We start from the raw sequence: 13,007 nt of genomic DNA, 5'->3' as shown, positions 1-13,007 counted from the left end.
AACAATTGTATTTGTGCCATAGATATGGAGGTTATTTATGGATAAACTTAAATTAATAGATAAATTGAGGGAAAAAACAAATGTAAGCTATGAAGAAGCTAAAATAGCTTTAGAAAATAGTGGTTGGGATATTTTAGATGCATTATTATATTTGGAAGAGAAGGGAAGGGTAAAAAGACCTTCTGTAAATATATTTTATACTAATGAAACAAGGTATAGTGAAAAAAAGGAAGAGAATAAGAAAAACAAAGAAAATAGATATGAATCAAATAATAATTTTCAAGGAATTTTTGAAGCTATATGTAAGTGTATAGATACATGCAATAATATTTTTTTACAAATAAAAAAGAAAGATAGGATATTTTTAAAGATACCACTTACTGTAATTATTATTCTTTTATTTTTTGCTTTTTGGATGATTATACCTTTAACAACTATTTTATTATTTTTAGACATAGAGTTATATATATATTCAAAAACTATTAATGCAGATAAAGCTAATAGGATATTGAAGAATATTTCAGATAATGTAAAAATTATAAAAGAAAAATTTAAAAAGGCGGATAGAAATGGTTAAGATTTTAATAGTTGAAGATGAAGAGAAATTATCAAGGTTTATTGAGCTTGAGTTAAGACACGAAGGTTATGAGGTAATAAAAGCTAATAATGGCAGAACAGGTCTTGAAATTGCAGAAAAAGGTGAAGTGGATTTAATTCTCCTTGATATAATGCTTCCAGAAATAAATGGTCTTGAAGTATTAAGAAGGATTAGAAGAACTTCTGATATTCCCATTATAATGCTTACTGCAAGGGATGCAGTTATGGATAAGGTATCAGGACTTGATGCAGGAGCAGATGATTATATAACTAAACCATTTGCAATAGAAGAATTACTTGCGAGGATAAGAACAGCACTTAAAAAAAGAATAGTAACAGTGAAAAAGGATGAAGATATAATAAGGTGTGGTCTACTATCATTAGATAAAATGAGACATAAAGTAATGTATGGTGAAAATGAGATAGAACTAACCAATAGAGAGTTTAATTTATTACAAATATTATTGGAAAACAAGAATATAGTGTTAACTAGAAATATACTTATGGAAAAGTTATGTGGTTATGATTATCTTGGAGAAACTAATGTTATTGATGTTTATATAAGATTTTTGAGAACAAAAATAGATGATGCTTTTAACATTAAAATAATAACTACAGTTCGCGGTGTGGGATACGTAATTAAAGATGAGTAGAAAAAATAAGACAAAAAATGTTATATCTATTGCAATAAAATTAAACTCTGTTTTTGTAAGAAATTTATTTTTAAAGTTTCTTATTATTGATATATGTATAATCGCTGGATTTATTGGAGTTTGGTGCATTGAAAATGAAATTAATTTTTATGGAGAGATTGTAAGAAATGCTCAAAGGTCATTTGAATTTTATCCTATAGAAACAGCAACTTATAAAGTTATTTGGGATAATGGAAAAGTCATGATAAAAGAGGCTAGTACTTTTTTAAACCTTCTTATAAGAGTAATTAGTACTATTGGAATTGTAGAAGGAATTATGTTATTAACACAAATGATATTTGGTACTGCAAAAAATAGAAGGATTTTAAAACCACTTAATGAAATAGCAGAAGCTGCTAGTAGACTTAGTGATATGGCTTTTGATGAGCAAAAATTTCATAGTCTTGAGGATGCTATATCTAAGATAAGTCCTACTATATCTGATGAAAGAATTCATATTGGCGATAGTGAACTTCAAGGTTTAGAAGAAGCAATCAATAATTTATTAGATAGAATGAGGGATTCTTATAGGCAACAAGCACGATTTGTTTCAGATGCATCTCATGAACTTAGAACTCCTATATCTGTAATTCAAGGGTATGCTAATATGTTAGATCGTTGGGGTAAAGATGATGAAGAAGTATTAGAAGAATCTATTGTAGCTATAAAAAGTGAATCGGAAAATATGAAAAACTTAATAGAGCAGCTATTATTTTTAGCAAGAGGTATTAACGGTAAAACACAGCTTAATATAATAGAATTTTCACTTAATGATATGATGAAAGAGGTTTTAGAAGAATCTAAGATGATAGATAAAGAACATGCATATGAATATATATATTCATATAATGTAAGTGTTTATGGTGATATATCATTACTTAAACAAACAGCTAGGATATTAATAGAAAATGCAGCAAAGTATACAGATAAAGGCGAAGATATAATATTAAAAACGGGAAAAAATAATAAAGATGAACCGTATTTTTCTATTCAAGATAATGGAATAGGGATGGATGAAAATGATGTGTTACACATATTTGAACGGTTTTTTAGAGCTGATACTGCAAGAGTTAGAAAAGGTGGTACAGGGCTAGGTCTTTCAATTGCTAAATGGATTATTGATAGTCACAAAGGATACTTTAGCGTTTTAAGCAGAAAAGAGATAGGTACAAGAATAACTGTATTTTTACCTAAAAGATAGTAAAATATATTAAAAAATTAGAAGTAAAGAGCTATAGTTGAAACTAAACAGTTAGTTTTAAAAAATTATGTTTTAATATAATTGATATTTTTAATAATTTTAAGGGAAGTCTAGTTGACTTCCCTTAAAATTATTAAAAATAATGTTAGTTACTTTTTTCAAGAATAATTGTTGCTTCATTACCATCTACAGAAGCAAATAATACTCCACCGTTTCCTTTTATATTAGATATGATATTAAATACTTTCCAACCTTCTTTACCATAATCATTTAAAGTTTTTTCCAAATCTTCTGCACTATTTAAATCAAATCTCCATTTAAAAACTTTATATTCGTACATTATTGTGCCTCCCCTTTAATTGTCATTCATTACAATATATTTACAGAATAATTATAACATCGAATTATATTAAATGTATACAATTAAAGAAATATTTACATGTATATGTTAAAAATGTATTATCTTTTAGAGAATATTATATATTATATTTAAGTAATAAATTAAATGAGAATACAGCTATAATATTAAACAGGATAAAAATTTGTTATTGTAGCTTTTAAAGTTCCTTTTCCACTGTTAGTATATACATGCTCATGTGATGCTAAAAAACTTATTGAATCATTAGGAGTTAGTTTATAATTAGAACCATTTATTTCTAAAGTTAATTCACCTTCTAACACCATTATATATTCCTCTGATTTTTCAGAGTGACCTACAGATTTATAAGTACAATTTTCATCTAGTTCAATTTGAAAAAGTTCAAAATTACGATAAGGTGTATTAGTGTAGTAACAATATACTCTATAATGTCCTTCCTCGCTAAGTTGAATATCAGTATCATTCTTTTTTATAATTTGAGTATCATGTTCTTTTTGCTCAAGTAATGAAGTATAAGGAACTTTTAATCCATTAGCTATTTTCCATAAAGTATTTATAGTAGGATTAGTATCTCCTTTTTCTATTTGAGATAACATAACTTTGCTTACATTGCATAAGCCAGCAAGTTGACTTAAACTTAAATTTCGTTCAGTTCTAAGATTTTTTAAGTTTTCTGCAATAATAAAATTTATATTCATTAAAGAAACCTCCAATAATCATATTGACAATTATAATTAACATAAGTAAAATAAAATAAACGTTAAATATATTTAACATTCGTAAAGTATTATATATCAAAGAGTTAAAAGAATCAACAAAAATTAAATATTGTATTTTAAATTTAAGAGGAGGAATTTATTATGATAACAAGAGAAGAAGCGTGGGAACTACTTACTAAATACAATAAAGAGGTATTTCATATTCAACATGCTTTAACAGTTGAAGGAACTATGAAATATTTTGCAAAAGAATTAGGGTATGAAGAAGAAGCGGACTTTTGGTCAATGGTTGGTTTACTTCATGATTTAGATTTTGAAATGTATCCAGAAAAGCATTGTAGTAAAACACAAGAGATTATGAGAGATTATGGTCTTGATGAAAAACTAATAAGAGCTGTAGCAAGTCACGGTTACGGTCTTTGTGCAGAAGAACAACCAAAACCAGAGCATGAGATGGAAAAAGTATTGTTTGCAGTAGATGAACTTACAGGATTAATAGGTGCAGCAGCAAGAATGCGTCCATCAAAAAGTGTTATGGATATGGAACTTTCAAGTCTTAAGAAAAAATTTAAGGATAAAAAATTTGCAGCAGGATGTTCACGTGATGTAATTAAACAAGGTGCAGAAATGCTTGGATGGGAACTAAATAAACTGCTTGAAGAAACAATTATGGCTATGCGCTTTTGTGAAGCTGATATTAATAAAAAAATGGCAGAATATATGAATAATTAATATATAATAAATAGTTATTAAAAGGGGCTATTGCAAAACTAACTGAGGTTAGAGGAGTGATATGCCCCATTTGTTACGGTGCTACACATTGAACGTATTACATATCTTTGATTAAAAGTTAAAAGTGACCAGTTATTACTAGTAACTTTTTTACTAGAAATGATAGACGTGCTTTTCTAGGACAGGCTTTGTTTGATATATAACTAAATATTATTTTATTAGTAAATTATAGTATATACTACGATATTTAGGTGCAAAATAAGAGAGAAGGTTTCAAAATAATTAATGAATAATATATTATAAATTAAACATTGATTTTAAAAATGTAAGGACGGTGAGCTAATGAAGAATATATATACAAAGCACTTAAAAACTGTATATATACTAATAGTATTTTTAGTGTTAGTAGCAGTTTCTTCTATAATAATTTTAGATGAAAATAATAAAGTGGAGCCAACTTTTTCTATGCAAAGTAATATTGTAAATAATATTATTCCTAAGCCTTTAAACTATGAAAGTGGTGAAGGAGCATTTACTCTTACAAAAAATAGTTCCATATATGTAAAAGGAAATACTGAAGAAGAAACAGAAGAAATTGTTAAAATTGCAGAGTTTTTAAAAGAAAAATTAAAACCTTCAACAGGTTTTGAGTTGAAAATTGTTAAGGGCAATAATGTTCCATCAGGAAGTATATATTTAACCACTGTAGGTGCAAATAAAGATAAGGGAAATGAAGGGTATGAAGTAATAACTACCCCTGAAAACGTTAAAATTATAGGATACAAGCCAGAAGGTATTTTTAGAGGGGTTCAAACTCTAAGACAATTATTACCATCAGATATTGAAAAAAATACTGTAACTGCTGATGTAAAGTGGACTATTCCAGTTTCAACTATAAAGGATAAACCAGAGTATGAATATAGAGGTGTAATGATTGATGTAGCTAGACATTTTTTTACTGTTGATGAAATTAAGCGTCAAATAGATCTTGCAGCTCAATATAAAATAAATAAGGTACATTTACATCTTAGTGATGACCAAGGATGGCGTTTAGAAATTAAAAAATGGCCAGATTTGACTAATATAGGTGGAAGTACTCAAGTAGGAGGAGGACCAGGAGGGTATTACACTCAAGAACAATTTAAAGATTTAGTTAAGTATGCAGCAGAAAGATATATAGAAATAGTTCCTGAATTTGATATGCCAGGTCATACTAATGCAGCACTAGCTTCTTATGGATTTTTAAATAAAGATGGTCAAAAGAAACCTTTATATACAGATACAAAAGTAGGATTTAGTTCATTAATGACTGATGATGAAAAAACATATGAGTTTATTGAGGATATAATAAGAGAAGTTTCTGAAATATCACCTTCTAAGTATATACATATAGGAGGAGATGAAGCGGATAGCACTAAAAAAGAAGATTATGATTATTTTGTAGGAAGAGTATCTAAGATAGTTGAAAAGTATGGAAAAACCGCAATAGGATGGGATCCAATTGATACATCATCAAAGATAAACTCAAGTGTGATATTACAAAATTGGAAAGATTCTAATGAAGCAGCTAGAGCAAAAAATATGAAAATGATTATTTCAATTGCAGAAAAAGCATATTTAGATATGAAGTATAATGAAAATACTCCATATGGATTAGATTGGGCAGGATATATTCCAGTTGAAACTGCATATAAATGGGATCCTACAGATTATGCTCCAAAAGAATTAGTTTTAGGTGTGGAAGCACCATTATGGACAGAAACAATCTTAAATACAGAAGCTATGGATTATATGATATATCCAAGATTATTAGGGTATTCTGAAATAGGGTGGACACCTAAAAATGCTAGAAATTGGGATGAGTATAAAAATCGATTGAAAAGTCAAGGGGAAAGAATGAAAAATCAAGGGATAAATTATTATAAAGATGAGAACATATGGACAGTAGAGAAAAAGTAAACAAAATAATTTTATAAAAAAAGACAGGTTTTTATGGCCTGTCTTTTAATATTAAAAAACATTATTAAATTTTTTCTTCCCACCATCCAAAGGAAACCGTGCCTTTAGCAGGTTCATTTGGGTTTTCTAGATTTGATAAAAAAACAATAAATGAGCCGCCAGGTGGAAAAATAAACTTTCCATCTTCTTCAGCTACGATTGTAGTATCAGGCGGTGCTGTTCTAATATAGGCATTAACACCTTCAATAGGTTTGTCTATAACATCAGTTGCTTGAAGCAGATCTACTCTTGGACTAGGCAATGGACAAAGAGCTGTATTTGATGGGGTAACAAACTCTGATACATATGGTGAACCAGGTAGATTTGAATTAAACCATATTTGTACATTTATTGGATATTTACCTGAATTAGTAACTGTCCATACATAAACATGAAGATTAACCCCTGAACAACTAGGATTTATTAAACCTGCCCATGCATTAGTATTATTACCAAACTCTAGTTCATCTGAATGTCCTACAAAATACTTACCTTGAAGGGAAAGATATAAAGGATAAGGCATACTAGCAACTTGAGTTATTGGATTAGGCAGTAAAATAGAATTATTACAATTATTTATATATTTCATCACGTTTATAACTCCTATTAAAGTATTACAAGTAAATAGATTTTAAAAATTATTTAAGTTTATAGTTGTATAGTGAGACATGTTCTGAATTACTTAGAATTTAACACTAAATTTTGTATAAAACTATTTTAAAGTTATTAAATAAACTTAAATTGGAACTTGTTTCTCTATATATACCTGTATATTTAGTATATGGGATAAATTTTATAAGGGTTACCACGAGAAACTTTAATTAAAATAATTTTAAGCTAGACAAAAGCTTAGTAAGTTTTATTTACTAAGCTTTTACCTAAGATTTTTTATTAATTAATTTTTTTCAATCCACCAGCTACAACCTGGTAAGTAACGGAGTTACTTTTTGGAAGAGAAAACTGGTTTTCTTTATTAATTATTTCTAGTCTATTAGATGATTCTAAATGTGTAAGAGTGATTAAAGAGCCTTCTTCAAGAGTCACTGTTTCACTATTTTTAGAATAGTTATTAATTCCAATAAAGTTCTTAGAATATACAGTTTCTTTTTTGCTATTTTCAATCAAAATTGAAGTATAAATGTCTGAAAAATAGCTATGAACAATACCATCTGATATGTTTATTGTTGCTTGTTTTTCAGTTAAATTCATATTCATTTCAGCAAAAGCTCTATCAGCATATCCTTTAAAAACTGTATTAAACTCATTACCATAATATATTGGATTAGATGGGACTGGAATTTCATCTTCTGAAGATTTAACTAATCCAGTATCAGTTATTTTATAAGTTATAGTTGTATCTTTATCTAATTCTAGCTTATTAATTGTATTAGTAATTATTAAGCGGTTATTTGGTTCTTTATGAGTTATTGTTAAATAATAGCCTGCTTTTAGAGAAATATCTTTTACAAGAGCATCATTTCCTTTATTACCAATAAAGTCTTTTGTATAAACATCATTTCCTTCAGAATCTTTAATTGCAACTGAAGTATAACTATCTGTAAAGTAAACATGGGGTTCACCTTTTTTTATATCAATATTAGCTTGATTAGATGCTAAATCTAAATTTAATTCTGCAAAAATCCAATCGCCTAAGCCTTTAAAAGTAATATTAAATTTTTCACCTAGGTAAGGATTTTTACTAGGGTTTGGTATATCACTTTCATTAATTGATTCTAATTTATTTTTCATAATTTTATATGAATTAACAGCATTTTTATCAAGTGATATATTTTTGGTATCATTATTTACAAAAAGTCTATTTGAATGTTCTCTATGCTTTATAGTGATATAATATCCTTCTTGTAAAGGTATATCTTCAACTAAGTTATTATTTGTTTCGCTTCCTATAAAATCTCTAGAGAAAATACTTGAACCATTTTTGTCTTGAATTAATATAGATGCATAACTATCTTTAAAGTAATAGTGTGGCATTATATTTTCCACTGTAAGTTTACCATTTAAATTTTCTAAATCTAAATTAAGTTTGGCAAATAATCTATCACTATAACCTTTAAAATCAAATGAGAATGCAGAGCCTTCATTTTCGTTTTCGTTAGTTGTTGGATTCTCTTTTAAAAGCTCTTTATATTTAGTTAACATTTGTGTTTTTAGAGGTTCTGTTAAAGAGTTAATAGCTAGTTTTAACTCTATTTTTGATTCTGCACAATTACTTTGGCTTAGTAGTTTATTTTCATAAATTTTAGAAGCAAAAGTATCTATTGATGTAGCAAGTTCTTGATTTAGATTTTGACTTAAATTTTCATTCTTAAGTCCTTGGGAAGTAACTACTAAAGTATTAGTTTTATTATTAGTAAGTGTAGTTTTATTATTTTTGATTTTTAACCTTGAAGGTTCAGCATGATATAATCTTATTTTATAACCTTCTTTTAAAATTTGACTACTATGCTCTAAAGTTGTGTTTGTACCGTTCATTACTTTTGAGTAAGTAATATTTCCATTAGTATCTAAAATTTCGATTTTACCATATTGTTCATTAGGAAAATAGCTATGAGGGTCCTTAGAAGTTACCTCAATGTTTAAGTGTTGATTTTCTAAATCAACATGAGCACTAGCAAATTTATCATCGCCTAATCCTAAAAATTCAATTTCCTGATTAAGTAATACGCTTTTCGTACGTAATTTATAATTTAAAGTTACGTTATTATTAGATTCCTTAACTTTTAAATAATGAGTATCAAGTGTATAACATTTATTATTGGTATTTGTTGAATAAATTGTATAAATACCAATTGGAAGTTGACCTAATGAAATACTAGATGATGTAATAGAAACTTTCTTTACTTCTTTTTCCCCATTCATTAAATAAATAGTTTGATTTTTTATTTGATTAAAGTCATCGATTTTAATGTTTAAAGTTACGTTTCCAGTTAGGCCAGTTCTAGCTAAATCATCTGTAGTCACTAATGATAAAGGAGTTTCTAAGTTTAATGCTTTTTGAATTTCAGAAACTTTGCTAGTAGGAACAACTTCATTTAAAATTGCAACAGGCTTATAATTTTGATAACGATTTAATTCTTTTTGCCAATCACTCATTTTACCCTTAAATGACTCAATAACTGGAGTAAAATCAAGTTTACTTATTTCTCCATAAGCTTTGCTAAGTAAATCAAATTGATTATAATCACTAATGTTAAATCCATTAGAGTTAGCTAATTTACGGTATTCTTGATTAAAATGAGTAAAACTATCATCTCCGGCTTTATTTTTTAAAAGTATAAAACCATAAAGTTGTTCTCTTAGGCCCCAAGTGTTAAAGGCTGATTGGCTTTTGTGTAACAAATTATCTATATTGCTATCAACAATGTTTTTTCTTCCATAATCATATAACCAACCATTATTATATATTCCTGAACCTAAATTTTTTTGCTGAAAACTATGGGCATAAATATTGTTCCATACTTCTCCTCTTGTAAAGTTATCTTGGTATCCATGACCAATCTCATGTAATGCACCCCAACCTTTTGATAACCAAAAACTAGCTACAGAATCTGATGTTTCAGCTGTATGATTACCACCATAATAACCACCACCAGGTCCACTTATGTCAGCTTTTATAAAGTATTTGTTAGGAACATTTTTATTAGTTTTAATATTAGTATCAAAACTAATTCCAGATAATTTATTATAATATGTGAAAATATCACGATAATAAAGAATTAATTCATCTATAGAAGAAAAGTCTCTCATTCTCTTCATAAATGCTTTATCCTTTTGAGGTACTAATAATTGAAAATAATCGTCTACTACTAAAGCAAAGGGAGCTGAAGTTCTATCCCATTGAGAAAAAAAGTCTTGTTGATTTTGACCTTTTTTATAGATAGGTAACGTTTGCATATTGTTAGTTATTGTATATTCTATTTTAGGTTTTTCAGTTCCACTATATACAGTATCTACAAAAGGTACAGAACTGTAAGGAACTGATACGGTGATTTGTGTTTGATTAAAATTACGGGATGTTTCATGCTTATTGTTATCATTTAACAACCGTAAAGTTAAATTTCCTCTAAAATTAGGATTTACTTGTTTAATAGTTAATTGGACATTTGCAGGTAAAATAATTCCTAAGTCTTGACGGTCATGGCCTAGTCCTTTAGAAAAACCAGTTTGTCTAAGCCATGTAGGATCTTCTAATATATAAAGTTCCTTTTGTTTTACTTCATTAGCATAAACATTTATTGAATTTCCTAAAGTAAAGCCAATGAATAATAATTGAATAATTAAAAGTTTCACAAAATTCTTCATTTAATATCATCTCCTTATAATAAAATAATCTCCCTAATATTCTTGGATGAGTATAACATAAAAATACATAATTTAAATATAAAGGGAATGAATAGGTTTAATTTTAGAATAAATAGATTTAAAAAATATCTAGAAATATAGGTAAATAAGTTAAGATTTAAATTTAAATAAAATTACATTTGTTTCGGGGGAGTAACAAATAATTCAGAAATAAATTTAAATTAAAACTTAGAATCCTACATTACAATAATATTTTCGAATAATATTTTAAAACATTTAGTTTACATAATAAAAATTAAGTTATTAAAAATATTGTAAACTAAAAAATAAAAGAAATTAGTAAAGAATAACGTAAATATTAACAGAATATTTTAAGTTATATTTAACATTTATGTTTATTATTAATTTTTTTGTAAAAATATATTTAAATTATGTATAATAAATATATGAATCAATAAAGGTGGTGATTTTATGGAGAAAATATTAATTGTTGAAGATGATGAAGATATTAGAAAAATTTTAAAGATTTATTTAGAAGGTCAGTCTTATGAGATTTTAGAAGCTGAAAATGGATATGAAGCTATGAAACAAATAGATAATAAACTAGATTTAATTATCTTAGATTTAATGCTTCCTGATATAGATGGACTTACTATTTGCAAAAATATAAGAAAAAAATATCATTTTCCTATTATAATGATTACAGCTAAAAATGCAGATCAGGATAAAATATTAGGATTAAGTTATGGTGCTGATGATTATATTACAAAACCATTTAATCCATTAGAAGTTATTGCTAGGGTAAAAGCACAACTTAGGCGTTATAATCAATACGGAGAGAATGAATTTGATATGGATAACTCAGATAAAATCTATTATAAGGGTCTTATATTAAACAAGAAAAGCAAAAAGGTAAACATCAATGGAGAAGATGTCAAGCTTACACCAACTGAGTTTAAGATTTTAGAGGCTTTATTAGATAGAAAAGGACAAGTTTTAAGTGGAGAGGAATTATTTCATTTAATTTGGGATGATGAGTATTTCTCAAAATCAACTAATACTATTACAGTACATGTTAGAAATTTAAGAGAAAAAATAGGTGATTCTTCTGAAAAACCGCAATATATTAAAACTGTATGGGGGGTAGGTTACATAATTGAAGCGTAAGAAGTGGAACTGGAATTTTTATATTATTGCATTTATAGCATATATATTTGTACTTATATTTATTGATGGTTATTTAGAAGGAAGTGTAGCAGAGTATTTTGTAAGAACAATTCTTGATGATAGAGAAGAAGCATTAAGTGTAGGTGGATTTCATATTATAAGGGGAAGTTTTAGATGGGATAGATTAAGAGATATATTAACATTTCTTGCTGTTGGAGGATTTTTAATTTTAGAAATATGTGTTCATTTTGCTTCTAAAATATCAAAAAATAGACAAAATAAAAAAATTTTAGAGCAAGTTGAAGAAAGAATAAGTTTATTTCAAAATGGAGAAAATCCAAGTGAAGTTCAAGAGTTTAAAGTGATTGATATGGAAATTAAATCAATTTTAAATGAAAAAGAAAAGATAAGACAACGTATAGAAATGGAAATACAAAAGAAAAATGATTTAGTTACATATCTTGCCCATGATTTAAAAACACCATTAACTAGTATTATTGGCTATCTTAATATTTTAGAGGAATCGGAAGTAGCTGAGAATATACGTAAAGAATATTTAAAGAGAGTGCTGGACAAGGCATATCATTTGGAGGATTTAACTAATCAATTTTTTGATATTACAAGATTTAATCTTCAAGATATCCCTTTAAATAAAACAGAAATTAATGGAGAGTTTTTTCTTGAACAAATAACTGACGAATTATATCCATTACTATTGCCAAAACAATTGAAATTAGATTTGAATGTTTCATCAAATCTTAGAATTTATGGTGATGGAACACTTTTAGCGAGAGTTTTAAATAACTTATTAAAAAATGCAATTAGTTATAGTAATAATGATTCAATTATTAAAGTAACTGGTAAAGAGGAAAATAATTCAGTAATTATAATTGTTGAAAATGATGGAGATATAATATCTAAGCAAGAACTTGAGCTTATATTTGAAAAATTTTATCGTCGAGATAAGGCTAGAAGTCAATCATCTGGTTCTGGTTTAGGACTTGCTATTGCAAAAGAGATTGTTGAACGACATAATGGAATATTAAAAGCAGAAAGTTTAAAAGGACATACTAAATTTATTATTCATTTACCAAAATCTTTATAAAATCTTTATAAATTCTAAATAAATCATAAATAAACCTTTGTTCAATCATTGATAAACTAATGGTAAGACAAAGGTTTATTTATATTTAGGAGGA

The 13,007-nt window shown here is 27.0% G+C and carries 11 protein-coding genes; 7 read left to right on the top strand and 4 right to left on the bottom strand.

All coding sequences use genetic code 11. The annotated features are described in order from the left end of the window. The first annotated feature begins 37 nt into the window (after window positions 1-37). From KQI36_RS15175 to KQI36_RS15165, 3 genes are read left to right on the top strand one after another with little or no spacing between them, the layout of a single operon-like run. Entirely contained in the window at window positions 38-577 is a 540-nt protein-coding gene (locus KQI36_RS15175) for a UBA domain-containing protein (protein ID WP_216451631.1), read from the top strand. Beyond that, window positions 570-1,250 (top strand): response regulator transcription factor, encoded by a 681-nt coding sequence (locus tag KQI36_RS15170; RefSeq protein ID WP_199870158.1) that lies wholly within the window; start codon window positions 570-572, stop codon window positions 1,248-1,250. Before KQI36_RS15175 ends, KQI36_RS15170 begins: the two co-directional genes overlap by 8 nt. Then, window positions 1,243-2,490, top strand: a complete 1,248-nt coding sequence (locus KQI36_RS15165) for a sensor histidine kinase (protein WP_199870159.1) — start codon at window positions 1,243-1,245, stop codon at window positions 2,488-2,490. Before KQI36_RS15170 ends, KQI36_RS15165 begins: the two co-directional genes overlap by 8 nt. Before the next feature lie 145 nt (window positions 2,491-2,635). Here KQI36_RS15165 and KQI36_RS15160 read toward each other — a convergent pair whose 3' ends face one another. Beyond that, complete coding sequence (locus tag KQI36_RS15160) at window positions 2,636-2,830, bottom strand: DUF4177 domain-containing protein (protein ID WP_216451630.1); 195 nt, start codon at window positions 2,828-2,830, stop codon at window positions 2,636-2,638. A gap of 185 nt (window positions 2,831-3,015) precedes the next feature. After that, window positions 3,016-3,567, bottom strand: coding sequence for a helix-turn-helix domain-containing protein (locus KQI36_RS15155; RefSeq protein ID WP_199870161.1), 552 nt, complete (start codon window positions 3,565-3,567; stop codon window positions 3,016-3,018). 162 nt (window positions 3,568-3,729) lie between these two features. Between KQI36_RS15155 and KQI36_RS15150 the strand changes: the two genes are divergently transcribed. Together KQI36_RS15150 and KQI36_RS15145 are read left to right on the top strand one after the other, a co-directional pair. After that, window positions 3,730-4,320 carry an HDIG domain-containing metalloprotein gene (locus KQI36_RS15150; protein WP_199870162.1) on the top strand — a complete coding sequence of 197 codons (591 nt, stop codon included), beginning with the start codon at window positions 3,730-3,732 and terminating at the stop codon, window positions 4,318-4,320. A gap of 342 nt (window positions 4,321-4,662) precedes the next feature. Continuing rightward, the gene (locus tag KQI36_RS15145; RefSeq protein ID WP_199870163.1) at window positions 4,663-6,279 is read left to right on the top strand and encodes a beta-N-acetylhexosaminidase; all 1,617 of its coding nucleotides are present in this window, start codon (window positions 4,663-4,665) and stop codon (window positions 6,277-6,279) included. Window positions 6,280-6,343: 64 nt separating this feature from the next. Here the strand turns inward: KQI36_RS15145 and KQI36_RS15140 are convergent, their stop codons facing one another. After that, window positions 6,344-6,907, bottom strand: coding sequence for a DUF6143 family protein (locus tag KQI36_RS15140; RefSeq protein ID WP_199870164.1), 564 nt, complete (start codon window positions 6,905-6,907; stop codon window positions 6,344-6,346). Between the two features lie 302 nt (window positions 6,908-7,209). Then, a complete protein-coding gene (locus KQI36_RS15135; RefSeq protein WP_216451629.1) occupies window positions 7,210-10,641 on the bottom strand; it encodes a putative mucin/carbohydrate-binding domain-containing protein in 3,432 nt (1,143 codons plus the stop codon). Window positions 10,642-11,112: 471 nt separating this feature from the next. On the opposite strand from KQI36_RS15135, the gene KQI36_RS15130 reads away from it, so the two are divergent. Both KQI36_RS15130 and KQI36_RS15125 read left to right on the top strand, forming a co-directional pair. Beyond that, the gene (locus tag KQI36_RS15130; protein WP_216451628.1) at window positions 11,113-11,808 is read left to right on the top strand and encodes a response regulator transcription factor; all 696 of its coding nucleotides are present in this window, start codon (window positions 11,113-11,115) and stop codon (window positions 11,806-11,808) included. Continuing rightward, on the top strand, window positions 11,798-12,913 hold the full coding sequence (locus tag KQI36_RS15125) for a sensor histidine kinase (protein ID WP_216451627.1): 1,116 nt from the start codon (window positions 11,798-11,800) through the stop codon (window positions 12,911-12,913). Before KQI36_RS15130 ends, KQI36_RS15125 begins: the two co-directional genes overlap by 11 nt. The last annotated feature ends 94 nt before the right edge of the window (window positions 12,914-13,007 follow it).

The organism is Clostridium senegalense, assembly GCF_018916625.1.
GTDB lineage: Bacteria > Bacillota > Clostridia > Clostridiales > Clostridiaceae > Clostridium_J > Clostridium_J senegalense.
This window is presented reverse-complemented; position numbering and strand designations above follow the sequence as displayed.

Bases quoted from the DNA above. Each gene is read 5' to 3' on its own strand.
- KQI36_RS15135 (WP_216451629.1), bottom strand. From the start codon at position 10,641: ATGAAGAATTTTGTGAAACTTTTAATTATTCAATTATTATTCATTGGC.
- KQI36_RS15145 (WP_199870163.1), top strand. From the start codon at position 4,663: ATGAAGAATATATATACAAAGCACTTAAAAACTGTATATATACTAATA.
- KQI36_RS15175 (WP_216451631.1), top strand. From the start codon at position 38: ATGGATAAACTTAAATTAATAGATAAATTGAGGGAAAAAACAAATGTA.
- KQI36_RS15130 (WP_216451628.1), top strand. From the start codon at position 11,113: ATGGAGAAAATATTAATTGTTGAAGATGATGAAGATATTAGAAAAATT.
- KQI36_RS15140 (WP_199870164.1), bottom strand. From the start codon at position 6,907: ATGAAATATATAAATAATTGTAATAATTCTATTTTACTGCCTAATCCA.
- KQI36_RS15155 (WP_199870161.1), bottom strand. From the start codon at position 3,567: ATGAATATAAATTTTATTATTGCAGAAAACTTAAAAAATCTTAGAACT.
- KQI36_RS15170 (WP_199870158.1), top strand. From the start codon at position 570: ATGGTTAAGATTTTAATAGTTGAAGATGAAGAGAAATTATCAAGGTTT.
- KQI36_RS15150 (WP_199870162.1), top strand. From the start codon at position 3,730: ATGATAACAAGAGAAGAAGCGTGGGAACTACTTACTAAATACAATAAA.
- KQI36_RS15165 (WP_199870159.1), top strand. From the start codon at position 1,243: ATGAGTAGAAAAAATAAGACAAAAAATGTTATATCTATTGCAATAAAA.
- KQI36_RS15160 (WP_216451630.1), bottom strand. From the start codon at position 2,830: ATGTACGAATATAAAGTTTTTAAATGGAGATTTGATTTAAATAGTGCA.